Source organism: Paenibacillus sp. JT31N17 (assembly GCF_056269255.1).
Window position 1 is genome coordinate 108,053 of record NZ_JBWDNP010000006.1, and the last position, 18,877, is coordinate 126,929.

General features: G+C 51.5%; 13 protein-coding genes and 1 pseudogene. 3 read left to right on the forward strand and 11 right to left on the reverse strand.

From position 1 onward, the window contains the following. Positions 1-326: 326 nt before the first annotated feature. The 3 genes and pseudogenes from AC0YOB_RS20340 to AC0YOB_RS20350 form a co-directional block, all read right to left on the reverse strand. Positions 327-1,283, reverse strand: coding sequence for an NAD-dependent epimerase/dehydratase family protein (locus AC0YOB_RS20340; RefSeq protein WP_475794300.1), 957 nt, complete (start codon positions 1,281-1,283; stop codon positions 327-329). 210 nt (positions 1,284-1,493) lie between these two features. Further along, a complete protein-coding gene (locus tag AC0YOB_RS20345; protein WP_475794301.1) occupies positions 1,494-2,552 on the reverse strand; it encodes a hypothetical protein in 1,059 nt (352 codons plus the stop codon). A 148-nt stretch (positions 2,553-2,700) separates the two neighbouring features. Next, a pseudogene (locus AC0YOB_RS20350) lies at positions 2,701-3,564 on the reverse strand (MBL fold metallo-hydrolase). Positions 3,565-3,596: 32 nt separating this feature from the next. On the opposite strand from AC0YOB_RS20350, the gene AC0YOB_RS20355 reads away from it, so the two are divergent. Continuing rightward, the gene (locus AC0YOB_RS20355; protein WP_475794302.1) at positions 3,597-4,538 is read left to right on the forward strand and encodes an NAD(P)-dependent oxidoreductase; all 942 of its coding nucleotides are present in this window, start codon (positions 3,597-3,599) and stop codon (positions 4,536-4,538) included. Between the two features lie 51 nt (positions 4,539-4,589). Here the strand turns inward: AC0YOB_RS20355 and AC0YOB_RS20360 are convergent, their stop codons facing one another. The 3 genes from AC0YOB_RS20360 to AC0YOB_RS20370 all read right to left on the reverse strand — a co-directional run bounded on the left by AC0YOB_RS20360 (position 4,590) and on the right by AC0YOB_RS20370 (position 7,270). Further along, positions 4,590-4,982: a MerR family transcriptional regulator gene (locus AC0YOB_RS20360; RefSeq protein WP_475794303.1), complete on the reverse strand. Its 393-nt coding sequence runs from the start codon at positions 4,980-4,982 to the stop codon at positions 4,590-4,592. 62 nt (positions 4,983-5,044) lie between these two features. Beyond that, complete coding sequence (locus AC0YOB_RS20365) at positions 5,045-5,992, reverse strand: cation diffusion facilitator family transporter (protein ID WP_475794304.1); 948 nt, start codon at positions 5,990-5,992, stop codon at positions 5,045-5,047. 264 nt (positions 5,993-6,256) lie between these two features. Continuing rightward, a complete protein-coding gene (locus tag AC0YOB_RS20370) occupies positions 6,257-7,270 on the reverse strand; it encodes a serine hydrolase domain-containing protein (protein ID WP_475794305.1) in 1,014 nt (337 codons plus the stop codon). A gap of 269 nt (positions 7,271-7,539) precedes the next feature. Here AC0YOB_RS20370 and AC0YOB_RS20375 point away from each other — a divergent pair, with 269 nt between their 5' ends. Together AC0YOB_RS20375 and AC0YOB_RS20380 are read left to right on the forward strand one after the other, a co-directional pair. After that, positions 7,540-8,688 (forward strand): NAD-dependent epimerase/dehydratase family protein, encoded by a 1,149-nt coding sequence (locus AC0YOB_RS20375; protein WP_475794306.1) that lies wholly within the window; start codon positions 7,540-7,542, stop codon positions 8,686-8,688. Between the two features lie 19 nt (positions 8,689-8,707). Continuing rightward, positions 8,708-9,871 (forward strand): glycosyltransferase family 4 protein, encoded by a 1,164-nt coding sequence (locus tag AC0YOB_RS20380; protein WP_475794307.1) that lies wholly within the window; start codon positions 8,708-8,710, stop codon positions 9,869-9,871. 138 nt (positions 9,872-10,009) lie between these two features. On the opposite strand, the gene tatC is transcribed toward AC0YOB_RS20380, so the two are convergent. From tatC to AC0YOB_RS20405, 5 genes are all read right to left on the reverse strand, one after another. After that, the gene (gene tatC / locus AC0YOB_RS20385) at positions 10,010-10,738 is read right to left on the reverse strand and encodes a twin-arginine translocase subunit TatC (protein ID WP_475794308.1); all 729 of its coding nucleotides are present in this window, start codon (positions 10,736-10,738) and stop codon (positions 10,010-10,012) included. After that, positions 10,738-10,953, reverse strand: coding sequence for a twin-arginine translocase TatA/TatE family subunit (tatA, locus tag AC0YOB_RS20390; protein ID WP_475794309.1), 216 nt, complete (start codon positions 10,951-10,953; stop codon positions 10,738-10,740). The genes tatC and tatA overlap by 1 nt, the downstream gene beginning before the upstream one ends. A 20-nt stretch (positions 10,954-10,973) precedes the next feature. Then, complete coding sequence (locus AC0YOB_RS20395) at positions 10,974-12,614, reverse strand: PhoX family protein (protein ID WP_475794310.1); 1,641 nt, start codon at positions 12,612-12,614, stop codon at positions 10,974-10,976. A gap of 203 nt (positions 12,615-12,817) precedes the next feature. Next, entirely contained in the window at positions 12,818-13,339 is a 522-nt protein-coding gene (locus AC0YOB_RS20400; RefSeq protein WP_475794311.1) for a DoxX family protein, read from the reverse strand. A 364-nt stretch (positions 13,340-13,703) separates the two neighbouring features. After that, entirely contained in the window at positions 13,704-18,728 is a 5,025-nt protein-coding gene (locus AC0YOB_RS20405) for an InlB B-repeat-containing protein (RefSeq protein WP_475794312.1), read from the reverse strand. Between the last annotated feature and the right edge of the window lie 149 nt (positions 18,729-18,877).

Here is an 18,877-nt window from a genome sequence, read left to right on the forward strand (position 1 = left end):
CAATTGTTCCGGGCATCCCCCCTTCACATTTTGCTTGCGGGGTATACATTTCGTATCAGCGAAACCATCATAATCAATTATGAGATCCATCAGGTAGCGAAAATGGTATTGGCCCCGTGCGAATTCTGTCTCCCGTTTTTTCACGCAAGATCATTCCGCCCGCAATGCTGAAGATATTACCGCAAAACAAAAAGCCCGCCTTGTTAAGCGGACTTCAACCGGTCAATATTCCCGTCATTAATGACGCTCTTTCTGCTGTTCTATAACAAATCACGGGTAATCTTATTAGCCATATAATCAATTCTGCCTGTTCAGGGTTTCTGTCTTTATGAGACTTCGATTAATTGCCGTTCAATCATCCATTCAACCGATTCTTTGACCGCCTCAAGAGACGTATAGCGCGGGGCATAGCCGATCAGGCTCCGCGCCTTGTCGATGCTGCAGTTCGGACTGTGGGCGATATGGTCCCAGGTGCTGCGCGCTTCCTGCTCGGTGAGCTTGCCGCTCAATGTCTCGAACGGCTCGAATTTCAGATTCGCTTCCCTGCCGAACCACGATGCGACGGTCTCCGCATAGCCTCTTAGGGTCAATGCGGCCGGAGACACCACATGGAAGCTGTTGCCGACCGCGGCGTTCCAGCACTGGGAGGCTTTAATGAATGCTTGTGACACATCCTCCGCATGAACATGATGAACCGTTTCGAGGCCCAGGTTTGGGATGACGACTTCCTCCCCCCGGGCGAGCCGGGAAAACACCTGCGGGTTGAAATGACCAGCCGGATTGAGCGGCGCCCATCCTGGTCCGACGATATGCCCAGGATGGAGCACTGTGGCAGGGAAGCCTGCTCTTCTCGCCTGCTCCAGCAGGAAGCTCTCAATCTCTGCTTTCAAAATACCATATTCGCCAAACGGCCTGCGCGGCGCTTCCTCGGCAGTCGGAACCGATACGCTCGGACCGTGTACCCAAATGGTGCCGCAGGAGATATAGTGCTGGATCTCCCCTTTCAGCGCCTCCACGATCTGCCGCGCGCTCTCCGGCTTGAAGCAAATCATGTCAATGACGACATCAGGCTGAAGCCCGGCTATTTTTCGCCCGAATGTCCCGTCCTTCTCCTCCGCTGACCGGTCAACGGACACATGCCGGACTTCCTTCCATGCCAAATCGGGACGATAGGGCTCGCTTGTCCCTCTGCTGATATGAACAACCTCATGGCCAAGACGCACCAATTGCGGGATCATGTATGTCCCGACATGGCCGCTTCCTCCAATAACGACGTATCGCATAATGAACTCCTTTACTAGAGAATATATGATTCTGGCGGATGGCGCTTTCCCGCCTTTTCAAGCCCAGTATACCACTTCACGGAGACGGTTTACAGAGAACGCTTTCAGGTTGATGATTGATGCCATTTTTATGGCTGCGACCTACCAATTGAAAGAAGAAGCTTCCTATTGGAGGATATCCAACGGAAGCAGCATGATTATATATCGAAGCTACGACGGACCCAGCTTAAACGTCCGCAGCGATGCGCTATTTATCGGTTGATCAGCAGTACCGCCAAAAGGCGGGTATTGTATCCGTGAGCTCAGCTGTATGGCTGTTTGCGTACTAGTTGCAGGAATTAAAGCCCGAAGCTCAATCACATCACCGGCATTTAAGCGCAAAATCGCTACCGAACCAGAGTTGTCAAACTCCTGATCTTGAAAAGCTGCTATACCTGATCGGGTAGAATTTTGAAGAACGCCATTGACAAACACGCCAAATGCACAGTGGGTTTGGGTGGGAACCGGCAGGAATATGACTTCCCACAATATCGCATAATCCCCGGCCACCGGAACGGTCAGGGAAGTTTGGGTAGCCGTAATTCCCCCAAACAATATGGAGCCAGGCTGATCAAATTGATTGAATCGTACTGGCTGGTTAGGCTCAAGCCACTGATCAAACGTATCAAAAATATTGGCATACACGGGAGAAAAAGTACCGGGAACACCCATAGGGCCTTGAGGTCCGGGTATTCCCTGTTCACCTGGAGCTCCAGGAGCGCCCGGGGTTCCCAGAACATTGTTTATGATATTTTCAATATTTTGGATTAATACATTGATTTGATTGATCTCTTGCTGTGGATTCTCTAAAATGTTCACGATATTGCTTAGTTCTATTACCATCTGTTCGAGATGTACGACGAGATTCATAGGCGGAGTTAAACCCGGCCTCAGAATAGACAGGGACAACTCCAAAATAACAATAAGTCTTGTTTTTTTGCAGATCTTTGATCCTCTTACAAGTCTATTTAATCGGCGCATTTGAAACCTTAATTGGCGGATGTTTTCCTGATCTTGATCCAGAATAACGGGTGGAATAATATCTGCATTTTTCTTCAGAATATCCGAAAGCAGCTGAATTTCTTTTGTAGTAAATACATTTTTACAGTTTTTCTGTTTTCTACAGCATCGGCTTACCATGACATATTTGCGTTTTTTTCCGCTCACAGCAAACACTTTTTTAATTTTCTTCGTATTTTTATAAACCCTTCTCTTCAGGGTTGAACTCATTCGACCACTCCTCAAGCTTGGATGAAAACATAATATGAGAGGTGGTCAAACATGCTCTACGCTAATATCTTGGCTATGAAAAATAGGCAGATTAATAGGCAGCTGCCAATTGTAAATCTCAAAAAATATGATAGGTTTATATATTTCATTAAATCCGGGAAGCAATGAGACCGGTTAATTGTCCGCCCGCATTGTCGCTTAGAACCCCTCCGTGGTAGCTGATAATCGTGCGGATCTCGAAGGATGCCAGCTTGGCAAGCGAGTGGAGGGCGGTTTCCATATCCGGTGTGGCGCCCGGACTCGGGCCGGTCAGACGGCCGTCCGCAATGTTGAGCTCGTCGGCGGCGATCAGTGTTTGGCTGGCGTGATGATAGAGGCATATATGACCGGGCGTGTGCCCCGGCGTGAATATAACCGTTACGCCTCCCGCATACGGAAGCAGCTCGCCGTCTGAGATGATCCGGCTGATCTTGGAGGTAGGGGGATGGTCGAGCAAATATTCAAGCCGCTTGCGTGCCGCTTCCGGAGCGGCTGCCAGGCGCGGTCCGAATCATTCGCGATTGAATTTAACGAAAGGACGTTCACCTTCAATACTGCTTCTGTCCTCCTCATGGGCAAGCACGAGCAGAGGCTGTTTGGCGGCAGCCGCGATTTCGGGCATGCTGCCAATATGGTCGATGTCCTGATGAGTCAAAATGACCGTATTCAGCTTGTCGAAATCGACACCCGCCCGACCGATCTCCGTCCGGATGCCAGGGAGCATTCCGGGCGTGCCAGTGTCGACCAGGACGACATTATCCTCGTCCCATAAGAGCGTCGGATAGATGACGCTCGAGTTTCCCATAAAATTCATCTCAATCGGCAGGGCAGCGATTCCTTCGGCAATTTTCATCGATTTTCCTCCTCGGGGGTAGCTTGCTTCTTTATTATAAACGGAGGATGGAAGAGCCACAATTCGTATGCTTAAACAGGTCTTGACATTAACACTAGTGTCAAACTTTAGAATATGCATGGAACGAACCTATTTGACAGGAGGCATTTTCAATGAAAAGAAATGAACAAAGCGGGGAAAGAAACAGCTGGAGTGAAGGAACCGTCAGGACTGAAGGCAACGAACGCACACCGGTTACGATTATCGGCTTGGGTCCGATGGGGCAGGCGCTGACCCAGGCCTTTCTAAAAAACGGCCATCCTGTGACCATATGGAACCGGACAGCCGGGAAGGCAGACCGTCTTGTTATGCAGGGTGCTGTGTTGGCAGATACCGTTCATGACGCTATCGCTGCGAGCCCGCTTGTCATCATCTGTGTGCTGGACTACAACGCGGTGCACACGATTCTCAGCCCCGCTGAAAATGTCCTGAAGGGACGGACTCTGATAAACCTCACTGCCGATTCTCCCGAACGATCCCGCCAAATGGCCGCCTGGGCTGCCGAACATGGAATCAGCTATCTTGACGGAGCGATCATGACTCCAACGCCGACCATTGGTACGCCTGCTGCCGTTATTCTGTACAGCGGACCAGAGACCGTCTATCAAACCCATCAACCCTTGCTGGCGAACTTGGGCGGCACGGCCTCTTATCTTGGCGCAGATCCGAGCCGGGCAGCGGCATACGATGTAGCCCTGCTCGACTTCTTCTGGACAACCATGACCGGCTATGCCCATGCGCTCACCCTGGCCGGCGCCGAGAACATTGCCCCTGGAGAATTTGCGGCTTATGCTCAGGGAATCATGGCCATTATGCCTGATATCATCAATTACTCGGCAAAACATGTAGAAGAAGGACACTATCCGGGCGACAAGTCGAACATCGCATCGGCCGCGGCAGGTATGGAGCATATTATCCATGCAGCGCAGCATCACGGGATGGATACCAGCGTTCTGAGCGCTGCCAGGGCCGTTGCGCTGCGTGCTGTCGATGCAGGCTACGGCGCTGACGATTTCTCGCGCTTGACGGAACTGTTACGGAAACCGACTGTGTAGCCGGCCGCTAAAAAACAGGCTCCAGTCCTTCCTATGGACCGGAGCCTGTCATTATTTTGAAGCTCCCGTATGCTCCAATAATTTCACTCTTTGTTTTTCCCGCATTTTTGAGGTTTGTCTTTCCAGCCGCTCTTTCACGACTTCCAATCCGCTAATTTGTCTGTTGATTTGATCCAGCTTCGTTTGATAGGCGTCCAGCATCTCTTCACAAAATTCGTAATCGTCAGGTGTGCTGACCTCGCCTTTCAATATGTCCTCGATTTGCTCCGTTGTCAGTCCAAGACCCAAATAGAGCTGGATGATCCGTATACGCTCAACGGCAGATTCGTCGAACTCCCGATAATCATTGTCAAGACGGGCAGCGGCGATTAATTTTTTCTTCTCATAATGCCTGATGGATCGGGTGCTTGCACCGGTCCTTTCAGACAATTCGCTTATTTTCACTTAAACGGCCTCCTTCTACTTCGCCTGAAATATTAAATCGTTTCAAAGCTCTGCTTCTGACATCAGCACTTTAGCTTCCCGTGATGAATATTTGCCGTCTCCACCTGGATCGTGGTGTGTTCAATATGAAATTTATTCTCCAGCACATGAATGGCATTTTGCAAAATATCCTGACTGTCCTTCCGGTCATCAATCAGAACATGGCAGCTCAACGAATCAAAACCGGAAGTAATGGTCCAGATGTGGAGGTCATGCACATCCTTAACCCCATCGATAGCGAGCAGCGTTTCCCTGACTTCGGATTGATCGATAGCAGTCGGGGTTCCTTCCATTAATATATGAAGCGTATGGCTGATAACTCCCCATGCGCTTTTCAGGATCAGCACGGCGACAAGAATAGATATGATCGGATCAGCAATGTACCACTTGAATGCCATCATCAGGACTCCCGCCATAATCGCGCCCACGGACCCCAAAGCATCGCCAAGCACATGGATATAAGCGCTGCGGAGATTGACGTTGTTCTTCACATCGCCTGAACGCATCAGCGCAAAGGCGCTTCCGACATTCGCGAGGAGCCCGATTGCCGCGATAAGCATCATGGACCCGCTTGCCACCGTCGGCGGGCTGCCAAACCGCTGGATGGCTTCCCATACGATAAAGGCCGCAATGACAAACAGTGCAACACCATTGAAAAGCGCAGCAAGTATTTCAAACCGGTGGAAGCCAAATGTCCGCTTCGAAGACGAGGGTCTTGCGGCAAACCACAACGCAACCAGGCTTAGCGCAAGGGCACTGGCATCGCTGAGCATATGACCTGAATCGGACAAAAGCGCCAGGCTGTTCGTAACAAGTCCCCCGAAAAACTCCAAAAACATGATGCCGACCGTAATGGACAGCGCGATCGCAAGTCCTTTTTTATTGCCCGCTCTGGCGTGGTTGTGATGGTGGCCGTGATGTCCATGGTCATGGCCATGATGATCGTGCGCGTGATGGGAATGGCTGTGCATGGCAGTCGTCTCCTTTGTAAATGTTCAAATGATCGCAGTTGTTTTTCTAATTTATTATATATGAGCATGTATTCATATAATATTATGCTATTATTTCCCTCATTGTGTCAAGTACTGTATATGAAGAAGAAACAGCAGCAGCCGTCTTTTGGCGGCACCGCATATGCTTCAGCAATATAAGCAAAAAACACCGCCGTAGCGATGTCTTTTCAGGGCGGTACTCATAATCGACACATCATCGTCATCGATATGCTTTAAATGGCTTTATAATAGGATTTCATCAATCTTTCGTGCTATCATTCCAGCACCTTTACCGATATTGCCGATTATATGGGCATGTATTTTTTCTTTCGCATACACGGATGATTGCATGATGACTCCAGGATCGCTGCCCATAACATAATATTTGAAAACAGCATTATCATACATTGATATCCATACACCGTATCCATAATACGTATGCTCGTCTTCTTTTACATGAGGCGTCAGTAATATAGGAGTATATTCAGAGGATAGCAGCTGATTATTCATCAATGCCTCCCAAAACTTGACCAAATCATAAACCGTCGTAAAGGCTCCCCCATCAGGTCCGCCTTTAACTGGAACTGAATACATATTAGTCCTCCACGTTTGATCATAATCGATATACCCGATTGCCGTTCGTTCAGGCAGCCGATCCATTCTAAAATATCCCGAGTCCAGCATCCCGCACCGTTGAAATATATTCTTCTCAACATACGTTGTAAAATCCATGCCCGTCATGTTCTCAACAACCAAACCTAGTAATATATATCCTGCATTACTATAGGAAAAGTGATCGCCAGCAGAAAACTTCATGGGTCCATTCTGGAACAAAGGCAAAAAATCCTGAGGCGATTGAATGCTGTACATCGGTAATTCCTTCCACAATTCCTCATAATCATTCATAACCTCTTCATCAAAATAATCCGGTATTCCTGAAGTATGGGTTAAGAGATGGTGCAGGGTAATGTCCGGATCAAAATTAGGAAAAGGGATATGAATGCAATCTCTCAAATGTGAATCAAAAGATAAGACTCCATCCTGGACAAGCTGACAAATCGCTACAGCAGTAAAAATTTTACACCCTGATGCCATCCCGAACCTTGTATTCATGGTATTTTGGATTTGCTCGGACCGGTTCGCATATCCAAATCGCTGTTCAAAGATGTTTGTTCTATCCCGGACCAATACTGTTCCTGAGAATGGCAGGGTTTCATTATGCTTCTTCAGAATTTCTTCTATTTTAGAAAAATTCATGGAACCTCTCCTTTCATTTATACGCTGCTCGCACATCTGCAGGACAAACCAGTCCATTTATCATACTTTTCATTATAATCTGGCTGCCCACAAATTGGTAAATATGAATTATAATTGAGTAAGGCCCGGCTTCCCGGTATAAATCGTTTTTTAAACGGCTGAGTGCCAATTTTTTTATTTATATTTAATATTTCAATGTTACACTCTTACTGTAAAGTGATGCCGTCACCACCTGATAATTGTAAAATACCAAGGAGGAATCATTGATCATGAAAATCGTTGTAGCAGGCGGAGACGGATTTTGCGGATGGCCGACGGCCCTTTATCTATCGGCCAAGGGGCACGAGGTTACGATCATCGACAATCTGAGCCGCCGCAAATGGGACGAGGAGCTCCGCGTAGATTCGCTGACGCCGATTGCACCGATCGAGAAGCGTATTGCCCGTTGGGAAGAGCTGACGGGCCGTTCGATCGGGCTTTATATCGGCGATTTGAATCATTACGATTTTCTCAGAACAGTGCTGCTTCAGACGAGGCCTGACGCTTTCGTTCATTTTGCGGAGCAGCGTTCCGCCCCCTATTCCATGATTGACCGGGAACATGCGGTGTTCACCCAGGTGAACAATGTAGTGGGCACCTTAAATGTGATTTATGCGATTAAAGAAATAGTACCGGATTGTCATATTATTAAATTAGGCACGATGGGAGAATACGGAACGCCGAACATCGATATCGAGGAAGGCTACATCAAGATTACCCATAACGGGCGTGAGGATCTTCTTCCTTATCCGAAGCAGCCCGGCTCCATGTACCATCTCTCCAAGGTCCATGACAGCCACAATCTTATGTTTGCCTGCAAAGTGTGGGGACTGCGGGCCACCGATCTGAATCAGGGTGTCGTATACGGTCTGCATACCGATGAGACCCTGCTTGATCCGCTGCTTGCCAACCGCCTGGATTATGACGGGGTATTCGGCACGGCCCTTAACCGTTTTCTGATTCAAGCGTCCATCGGCCACAATCTGACCGTATATGGGAAAGGCGGCCAGACGCGGGGATTCCTCAACATCAGGGATACCGTTCGGTGCATTGAGCTTGCCGCGGAGAATCCGGCCGATACCGGGGAGTTCCGGGTATTCAATCAATTCACGGAGGAATTCTCCGTCCTGGAGCTTGCCGAGATGGTCCGCAGAGTTGCGCATGACGAAGGAATCCATGTTCAGGTTGCGCATCTTATGAACCCACGCGTCGAGAAGGAAGATCACTATTATTTCGCGAAGAACACCAGGCTGAAGGATTTGGGACTGGAGCCGCATCTGCTGTCGGATGAAGTGCTGCGGGGAATTCTGAGGACCGCCTTGGAGCATAAGGACCGCATTCTGGTCGATCATATTCTGCCGAAGGTGACCTGGAACTAAAGATAGGGAGTCTATGCCGATGAAAATCGTCATTATTACCGAAACGTTTCTTCCCTCTACGGACGGAATCGTTACCCGCTTGTGCGCGACGATCCGCTGGCTGCGGGAAAACGGGCATGACATCACCGTTATAGCGCCGGACCTGGGCGTCTATGATTTTGAAGGAGTCCGCGTGGAAGGGATTCCGGCGCGATATTTCTTTCTCTACCGGAGTAAAAAATTGGCGATGCCAAACCGTAAGGTAGGCCGTCTTCTGCGCGAGCTTCAGCCGGATCTGGTCCATGTGGTCAATCCCGCCGTGCTGGGCGTAGCGGGAATTTATTACGGCCGCCGGCATCGTCTGCCTATGATTGCCTCCTATCATACTCAAATTCCGAAATACGCGGATTACTACCGTCTGCCTTTCTTGAAGCCCGTCTTGTGGTGGTGGTTCCGGACGCTTCATAACCGTGCCCATCTCAATCTGTGCACCTCGCAATCCGTGCTGGACGAGCTGACCGCCAAAGGCTTCCGCAGCGTTCAGCTGTGGAAGCGCGGCGTCAACTCGGATGAATTCGGCCCGGACCACCGTAATCACGATATGCGGGATTTATTATCGAATGGACAGCCCGGAAAGACCATCCTGCTGTATGTAGGACGTCTCGCGGCGGAGAAAGAGATCGAGCGCATTCGGGAGGTTCTGGAATCTTCACCCCGGTATTGCCTGGCTCTCGTCGGAGACGGCCCTCACCGGGCTGCTCTGGAAGCTTATTTTCAGGGAACGAATACGACCTTTACAGGATTCATGCATGGCGAACGTCTGTCTCAGGCTTATGCCTCTTCAGATATGTTCATCTTCCCATCCACAACCGAGACGCTCGGACTTGTGATTCTGGAGGCCATGGCTTCCGGACTGCCGGTTATCGCAGGAATTAGCGGACCGACATGCGAACAGATCGAGGATGGGGTGACAGGACTGCTCTACGATACCGGGCGTCCGGGAGGGCTCACTGAAGCGGTATCCAGAGCGGCGGACCCGGAACTTCGCGAACGGATCTCCGGCAGCGCCCGCAATGCGGCGCGCCGTTTCGGCTGGTCCGAGCCTTCTGCTCAGCTGTTGAATTATTATCAGCATGTCTTGAAAGAGCAGAAAGAAACAGCCAAAGGTGCCGGCCGCAGGGAGCTTGCCGATGAGGATGCCTAGCAGCTGAGTGCAATGACAGTCTGATCTCTAAATGCCTTTTGCAGATACAGCGTGTTCAGCCGGAATCCCTGCGGCACGCCGCACACCAAAAACAGAGCAGCCAAAATCCGGCTTGCTCTGTTTTTTAATTCCTTATATTCAGCTCGCCGCATTCTGCAGATTAAGCTGTTTCCTGTAGACAACCCTCGAAATTGTTATGCTGATTTCATACAGCAGGAAGAGAGGGATAATTACGATAATATCCGACAGGATATCGGGAGGGGTGATGGTAACGCCCACGATCAAGAGAATAAAGTAGGCCATCTTTCTGGCTTTGGCCAGACGCTCGGGATTAAGAATGCCGAGCTTGGTCAGAAACATCACAGCTGCCGGCATCTCAAAGAGCAGGCCGAATGGAAGAGTCATATGGATCATAAATCTGAAATATTTCTCAGCCGTATACATGGTGTCAAAATCCGCCTTGGCCATTTCATTCATGAAATGCAGCACCATGGGAAACAAAATGAAATACCCGAAGCTAAGACCAATGATGAACAGCAGGCTGATGCCCGGAATAAACCATAACGTTGAGCGCTGGATATTGGGCGGGATCGCGGGCTGGAGAAATTTCCAGGTCTGGTAGGCGGCTACAGGCAGGGTGACTGCAATGGCTACAACGCCTGTAATCATCAGATAGACCCAGATTACGTCGGATGGACCAAGCACCACCAGCTTCTGATCCACATTTCTGACCAGCCACTGGTAGATATCCCGGACATAGATGAACGCTGCTGCCATAGCTGCCAGGAAGGTGATCGACGTCCGGATCAAGCGGGAACGCAGCTCCTCCAGGTGCCCGATTACATTCAGATCGTTTGGATTGCGCATTATTTATTCTGCGGTGCAGAAGGCTGCACCGGATCGGCATCCCTCTGTTTCTCGTCTTCTTCCCCGCCAACCAGATTCCGTGTCGCTCCTTTAAATTCGCTCAGCGTGCGACCGAAGGCGCGGCCAAGCTCGGGGAGCTTGGATGGTCCGAAGATAATAAGCGCGATAATTAGAATCAGGACCAAACCGCCAATACCAATGTTTCCGAAAGGCATGTTATCCCATCTCCTTCACATTATTTCCCAAGCTTGAAGCCGCTTATCGCCACTACAGCAGCGCGGGCCTTGGGGTCGCCGCTGCGATGCGGCCAGCGGCTTGTCGGCTTCTGCAAATCTTTCGTTTCTTCTCCAGGATGCTGGATAGACAGAAACAGGGTCTGCTCGTCCGGTGTGAAGAATGGACCTGTCATTTCGCTTTCCACTGGAGCGGAGGCGAATTGAAGCGCAATGCCTTTGCTTGGACCTGAAGTCGGAATGACGAACAGGCCGTTGTTCATAAAGGATTTGTATACGCCTTTGTTTTGGCTGGTACTGGAAATGTCGGTTACCACCCAGAGATCCCCGTCTGAATCGAATACCAGGTTGTCCGGCGAGCTGAAGCCCGATTGTCTGCCGCCGGCGGCAAAGATCTCGAAATCAAAGTCAAGGGCGCCAAGATCGTTGTTCGCTTCGAAAATTCTGGTGATGTGACCATGTATGTTGCCATGATTATCATTATTCGTGTGTGCGATAAACACCGTGTTATCGAACGGAGAGATTTCGATATCCTCGGGACGGTCTGTCGGCGTTCCCCCTACCAGCAGAGACGCTTCCTGGCACAAGGTAACGACATCGCCTTGCGTTTTGAATTTTGCCTGGACATCCGCCTTGCCTTCAGCTGCTTTTAATACCCCATCCAGCGTGATAGGAATCCATTTGCCCGTTTTCAGATTGGCGACATATAGAGTGCCGGATTCCAGAAGGGCGGAGTTCGAGCGGCCTTTGGATTTATCGAATTTGCCTTTGCTGATGAATTTGTAAACGCAGGCGTCTTTCACATCGTCTCCCATATATACGACTACACGTCCGTCTGCCGCAAGCCCCATCGCGGTATTCTCATGATTGAACCTGCCGAGGGCCGTATGCTTCTTCAGATATGTTTTGTCGAAGGGATCGATCTCAACAACCCATCCGTAGTGAGTCGAGGGCAGCTTGGACACTTCGGCGGTATCCGCATAGTTCTCTTCGCAGGAAAGTGCCGTGTTCCAAAGCGTCACGCCCCCGGAGCAGTTCGCGAACGTGCCCTGCGCGGTTGTCGCGCCAACAAGCGCCGCTGTCCCCCTGGCCGGTCCGGTCAATTCAAATTTAGTGAAGCCATTGATGCGGCGGGCATGCTTGGATTTGGTATCCATCTTCCACGTTCCGTTCTCATCGCGGTAAATTTCGATGACAGACATTCCCTGGTAATAGAGGTTCTTCTGGACTTGATCGGCTGTCATCTTGCCGTCCTTGATCAAGCCGATGCTGAATACACCCGTATACTCGTGGTTGTTCACCAGAAGGCCGCGCACATTCGAGCCTTCCAACGGGAAGAAGGCATTGTAATCGGAGCCGTCACCGAATTTTTCGCCGGCCGGGTTGATGACATCGTCCATGGCAGCGATTACATCGTATTTGAAGCCTTGGGGAAGAATCAATTTGTCTTCTTTGGAAGGAGCGATCGGCTCAAAGTAACCGCTGACCTTATTTGTTTTGAATCCGAAGAGATGGCTGGCGGACGAAGATGCGGCATTTACTTTGCTATCCAGCGTCCCGAGTCCCGCTGATGCAACTGCCAGAGCCGCTGCTCCTTTTCCAACATAGGATAAGAATGTTTTACGGTCGATATTAGTATTCAACGCATTCACTCCTCCAAAGAATTGATTAGTCCTAAGTAAAACTATACTGCTGCTTTGTAAGAGGAAGGTTATCTCCATGTGGTAAATATGTAAATGTTTGGCTGGATAATCGCATGAAGTGAGCACCAGGGGATCCGGATAAATTAAAAGCCGCTGGCGTTAAAAACCACCAGCGGTCCTCAAAGGCTTAATCTATACATTATTCACTCGATTTTATAAGCTTTATGAACGGACCTCATTGAATATTTATTGGTGATTTTTTCCCTAACGAAGGGAATCACCCACCGGTCGAATCCGAGCTTTGCCGCGTTCGAAGACGCCGCAAGGATCAGGATTTCCAATAGAACCATTTGCGGCCCTGTGCTTGTAGTTCCCGAAAACAGATAAGAGAAGTTCATAACTATCCCCATCAACGCGGCAATTGAAGTAAACATGCCAATTATTAATCCAAGCCCGACTAAAAATTCTCCCCAAGGAACCAGAAGATTAAATAGACCCGCATTCGGAATTGCAAAATAATTCAGAAAGTCAGCCCACCATGGCTGTACGGCGGGGTTTTCACCGTTCGAATGATTGACGGCAGCTCTTAGAAATCCGGTTGCGTCAAATTTCCCGCCCGAGATCTTGTCCCATCCGGAAGCTAGCCACTGCCAGCCAAGATATATTCGAATAATGGTCAAAAGACAGGAAGCAACGACACTTTCTCTCCAAAATTTAATAATCATACCAAAACCTCCCCGCATGTTATCATAATTGGCTGTTCCCTGCGCAATACCGCTTTTAAGTCGACTCGTTAAGCAACCCTTATCAAAGTAAACGACATAAATACAGAAGCGGTTTGATCGGGAAAAAGCTCCCCTATTTTAAGCAAAGCTTCATGCGGCAACCTATCAGAATACGGGCAACTGAAACGGTAAAGGGAAACGCTCCGAAGAACAGGTTTTTGCCGACATTCCGGCGAACAGCGGCTTGGCTGTTCGCCTTTGCTTTTTCGTTAGCCGAATTCTTGTAAAGTATCTATATCGGGACAAAAAAAATGACAAGCCGGATCGTTGGATTCGACTTGCCATTATGGATTGGAGTACTGTCTTATTGATCTTGATTCATCAGGGCATTGGCGTCGCGAAGCAATACATTGGCCGCATCGGCGGTAATATGCTTGTTTTTTTGCGCTTGAACATGTGAGATGAAGCTGTCGAGAGAACTGTGCTCCAGCTGCTTCAGAAAACTGTTTTCGATGCCGACATTGTTAATCCATCCGGTATCGGCGAATCGCGCCACCAGCTCTCTCATGGAGGCGATGCTGGCGGCCGTCTGGAACTCGACCGTCGCATGTGATGTATTGCCGGCCAGATCGGTTGCCGTTACAGTCATAGTGTGCGTGCCAAGCGGCAGCGTGTACAGTTGAATCGGCGTTTCCTGCGGTACAGTTTGACCATCCACCGTTACTGTCGTAAGGGCGGTATCAACCCCGGCCGACGCATCGGTCACATTAAATTGCGGCGTCAGCCCGGCTGAATCGGCGTAAACTTTGCTTTCCGGCTCCGTTACCTGGATTGCCGGGGGAGTCGTATCCTGGATCGCTTCCGCGGATAAGCTCACTTCCCCATAGCTGTCGGCCTGCTTCCAGTTATCCATCGTGCCGCTCCACATGAGAACGCCGGTGCGGCCGCTGCCTGTATCGTCGTCATTCGCACCGATATCAAAGCCTATTTTCATATTCGCACCCGGCGTCACGCCGAAGGTGCTCCACGGGATCGCCATTTCGGCGGTATAGCCCGTATCCGTGATGCTGGACTTCGCTATTACGCCATCGCTGATTCTCCACGAGGTAACCGTCGTGTCCCCGGGTCCGACGGCCAATTGACTGTCCTTGGCGTTGTCCCAGCCGTTTCTCCCGTTGGCCATGTCCACGTAAACCTCCACGCCGTCGTTGCCGAAGGCATCCTGACCGGAAGTAACGCTGGCATCCGTTACATCAGCTCCGACATACAGGTATTGATCGTCCCACAGCAGACCATACTTCAGCGTATTATTCGAATCTCCGGGCAGGGTGGCGTCGTGAATGGACCGGGTTACGCTGTCAGCCAGCGCGCCCGCCCAGCTCGCATCATCCAGCTTCCCGTCCAGTTCCGGCACCGCGGACGTCCGGTGCGCGGAAGTCTGCAGCGGCTCGTTGTACGCAACATGCAGGAGCTTGGAGTCGGCGTGTCCGCTGCCGTCGTCCGCAGCAACAGATATTTCATTGTTGCCCGGAGCGAGTGTCACTTGTGCGCTGAATTTGCCCGCGCTGACAGCCTCCGTAAGCGCTGCGCCTCCATTCACTTGAAGCTGCACTGACTGCGCATGGGTAACGCTGCCCGAAATCGTATAGGAATTATGAGTAACAGCCCCGTCCGCCTGATCAAGCGTAATGACCGGATTCGCCGCGTCTGCCGGATCAACAGGCCATATTACATGGCTAAACTGCGCAGTGGTGTACTTGTTATACTGATCGTCGGTGCCCCCGACGGCAAACAAGCCTGCCGTCAGCTCCGGCGAACCGGGGTCCGCCCAACCCCAGAAGTCTCCCTGGGTGAATGGCGTCCAGTTCACGCCGTCTTCAGAGGAATAGGCGGCGATGCTCCATGGATTCGGTCCTCTTGTTATTTTCATCCATACCGGTAGAGTTACCGGCTGCGAGGCAATATTGTCGGAATAGTCGCCGCCCTTGCGGAAACGTCCCACCAGCTGGCCGTCCTGCACGAAAATATTGGCGTAAGCGGCATTCAGGGCAGTGCTCGTCCGAATCTGGATACCGGCCATGCCGTTCGGATTCTCCACCGTCATCGAATCCAGCTTGGCCACGATTGAGAAATTGCCCTTCAGCCCCATCTCGTACGTATAGCGCATCGCGTCCGGCGCCGACCAGAAATTATAGCCCGAGCCTCTTAGCGTATATACGCCGCTGCTGTCAACCGTCGTACTGCCCGCATTCGCGGTTAATATATCCTGGCTGATAATACCCGATGCCGACTGGAAGTTCGCGGTAATCGTCTTGTCCGCATCCATTGTAATATCGGCCGGATTCGCCGTTCCCGTCAAATCGCCTGACCACCCGGTGAAAATATAGCCGGTTTGGGCGGTTGCCGTCAGCGTGACGGTACTGCCTTCCGTGTAATTGCCCGTTGCCGGACCCGCGGTGCCGCCCTCGGTCGCATTCAGCGTAAGCATATGGGTCGGGATTAGAGAGAAATTGGCCGTGATCGTTTTATCCCCGTCCATCCCAACCGTCGCCGGATTCTGCATTCCCGTCAGATCGCCGCTCCAGCCGTCGAATACATAACCGCTGTCAGGCAAAGCCTCCAGGGTTACCTGTTCCCCTTGCTCGTAGGCTTCTTTCTGCGGGCTTTGCAGCACCTGCCCGCCGCTTGCATCCACATCAAGCGTATAGGTCGGGGCTGTTTCGTAATGAGCCGTGACCGACTTGTCCCCATCCATCGTAAGGACAGCCGGATTGTCCGATCCGCCAAGATCGCCGCTCCAGCCCGTGAAGCGGTAGCCGCTGTCCGGAACTGCGCGAACCGTTACCGCTGCGCCCTCGTTATAAACGCCTCCCGGAGGGTCAAAAATGAGGGTGCCATGTTCGCCACCGCCGGCAAGCGTATGAGTCGGCACCGCGGTAAATTCCGCCGTAATCATTTTATCCCCATCCATGGTGACAGCCAGCGGGTTGGCCGTACCCGCCGCGTCCCCGCTCCAGCCGGTAAATTTGTAGCCAAGGTCCGGCGCAACGCTCAGGCTGAGCGGAGTTCCTTCCACGTACGATCCACCGGATGGGCTGATCCTGCCGTGCTCCGCCGCGGTCGTCAGCGCGTGCAGCGTCGTGGGAATGAGAGGCAGAATCGATGCCGCATTCCGCGTCGCAATAAGGGTGACAAATTCATTGGTCGTATTCCAGGTGTCGGTGTAGCGGTACAGGGCCGGATAATCGGACAGAGCGGGGTACTGGTTGTTCACCCGCGCGCTGTTCCAGGCATCGTTGAAGTAGCTCGGGAATTTGCCGTCCTGCAGATCGGCGTTCGGAATTCCCGGAACCATCTCCTTCCAGCCGTCATTGCCCGCTTTATACTGCGTCCACTCGTATTGCGAAATTTCATGCGTCAGCCAGTGCGGGCTGCGCTGCGGATTGCCAAGCCCGCTGATGTAGGAGTTGCTGAGCGGGTTGGAACCGAGCAGGTAGTTCCAGGTCTTGACGATCTGATCCCGGTATTTGTCATCATGGCTTACGCCGTATGCCATCATCATCGGGAAGGCAATCTGGCTGCCCGAGAAATACCAGCCGACCTGTGAATACGTATCGTCGACCATCGGTACGCCGTACGGCTGTTCATGCGACGCGCTCATCGCCGTATCCGCCCAGTCCAGAATCGCGTTGTACGCGTTCTGCCGGACCGTCGCGCCCAGATTCGTATCTTCGTAAAGGGAAAGGAACACTTCCATCCACGGTCCTTCATTGACCCAGCCCCACTTCTTCTGGGCCGAGCCGAGCGGGGAAGCAGGCATCTCGCCCGTAATCCAGTCCAGATACTTGGATTCTCCCGTAATTTTGTGCAGGTTGGCTGCCGCAATCAGCATTTCGTCCGACCAGGTATGCGGACCTTCGTCCGTAAAATGATCATCCTCCGGCTTCCAGAAGCTCGCGTCGTCCTTATGGGTTTCGAACGCATTGAACGCCCGAAGGGCCGCCTGCTTGTAGCCTTCCATCCTGTCAGGGAAATACTGCTGCATGAGCGGCGAATTGTAGGCCATCGCCAGAGCGCCCGCACCATACAGCGTCTCCGCCTTCAGCGGACCGTGGGTGACATCGAAGAAGATGCGGCCTGTCTGGCCTTCAGGCGGCGTTCCCTGCTCGTATCCGTCGCTCGCCGGATGGATATACGCGGCAAGAGCGCCGTCCTTGGCCGTGTTCATCACCGCTTTGTCCAGAAAATCCAGCTCGTAGACCAGTTCGTCCAGATAATCGGGGATTCCGTTGCCTGACTCGGGAATTTCCAGAGATTCCCCCTGCGCCTCAATCTGATCGGGGAACAGATTAGCCGACGAGAGCATGGTGCTGACCGTAGCGGCTACATTCCACGGATATTTGCCTCTGTCTCCGGCATCCATATGTCCGCCTGTCAAGTCGACATGCTGCCCTGTCGCTTCGTCGATAGCATCGTCGAGATGTGCGGCGGGGCGGTTCCAATGCGTGACGTTCGGGTCATCCAGCCCGTGATCGCCGTCGCGCTGCATCGTAATGCCGCGCGTCAGTGTATAGCCGATGGCATCCTTGTAAATCGAGCTGCTGATCCTAAAGGAATAGGAGCTGCCGACGCCCGGGATATACAAATGGTATTGTCCTTCCGCATTGAAGGAAGAAAAATCGAGCGAATAGAGATCGCTTTTTCCCCATTTCTCATCCGCTCCCGCTTCGTCGAAATGAACGCTTCCGGTGTAGACCGCAGCGCCAGTGCTTTCGTCGATCACCTGGAATGCCGGCTTGTCCGCGAAGCTGATCGAGCCTTGTCCTGTCCACCAGGACAGATACGCCACCTTCGGGCCGTCCGTGATATATCCGACCTGGTTCACATGAATGACGTCATTAGGCACGGAAGTATCGAAGATTGCCGTCATGGGATCAACATCGACTACGGCCGGATTGACCGTTACCGTGTAGGTCTTGCCTTCCTTCAGCTTTTTGGAAGCAGGGAGCTTCAGATAGATCCGGTAAATCTCGTTCAGATGAGCGACATTGGAGCTGCCGAGCGAGTCGCTGTATGGGCCGTCCTCCGGAAAATATCTGTTGTTGACGAGAATCGGTGCAACCGGCACGGAAAAATCCGGATCGTCGCTGCTCGTAATGGAATAATGGCCCGTATTCGAAACATGGCTCGCATTGTATGGCTTCTCACGCAAATAAAGCTGTATCCAGCCTGAATCGACGACGCTTGCCTGCGCGGCGGTCAGCACCTTCTCCACCATACCGCGTTCGTTCAATGCGAATGCCTGACCGGCCATTGCCGATGAAAAGACCGCGATCAGGGTAAGGATTACCAATAACCGCTTGTACCTTCTGCGCATTAACGGATACATAATATAAGTTTCCCTCCTTCAATATAGTGCCACGTCAGCCGGCTCTTCCCTCTTCGCTGCAAACCCTCTTCTTACGCTGTCTGCTGTAACTCCGCTGCCTTAACATGAACAAGCGACCTTACGATTCAACGATGATAGGGCGTTCATCA

Bases quoted from the DNA above. Each gene is read 5' to 3' on its own strand.
- AC0YOB_RS20340 (WP_475794300.1), bottom strand. From the start codon at position 1,283: ATGCGATACGTCGTTATTGGAGGAAGCGGCCATGTCGGGACATACATG.
- AC0YOB_RS20345 (WP_475794301.1), bottom strand. From the start codon at position 2,552: ATGAGTTCAACCCTGAAGAGAAGGGTTTATAAAAATACGAAGAAAATT.
- AC0YOB_RS20355 (WP_475794302.1), top strand. From the start codon at position 3,597: ATGAAAAGAAATGAACAAAGCGGGGAAAGAAACAGCTGGAGTGAAGGA.
- AC0YOB_RS20365 (WP_475794304.1), bottom strand. From the start codon at position 5,992: ATGCACAGCCATTCCCATCACGCGCACGATCATCATGGCCATGACCAT.
- AC0YOB_RS20370 (WP_475794305.1), bottom strand. From the start codon at position 7,270: ATGAATTTTTCTAAAATAGAAGAAATTCTGAAGAAGCATAATGAAACC.
- AC0YOB_RS20375 (WP_475794306.1), top strand. From the start codon at position 7,540: ATGAAAATCGTTGTAGCAGGCGGAGACGGATTTTGCGGATGGCCGACG.
- AC0YOB_RS20380 (WP_475794307.1), top strand. From the start codon at position 8,708: ATGAAAATCGTCATTATTACCGAAACGTTTCTTCCCTCTACGGACGGA.
- tatC (WP_475794308.1), bottom strand. From the start codon at position 10,738: ATGCGCAATCCAAACGATCTGAATGTAATCGGGCACCTGGAGGAGCTG.
- tatA (WP_475794309.1), bottom strand. From the start codon at position 10,953: ATGCCTTTCGGAAACATTGGTATTGGCGGTTTGGTCCTGATTCTAATT.
- AC0YOB_RS20400 (WP_475794311.1), bottom strand. From the start codon at position 13,339: ATGATTATTAAATTTTGGAGAGAAAGTGTCGTTGCTTCCTGTCTTTTG.
- AC0YOB_RS20405 (WP_475794312.1), bottom strand. From the start codon at position 18,728: ATGTATCCGTTAATGCGCAGAAGGTACAAGCGGTTATTGGTAATCCTT.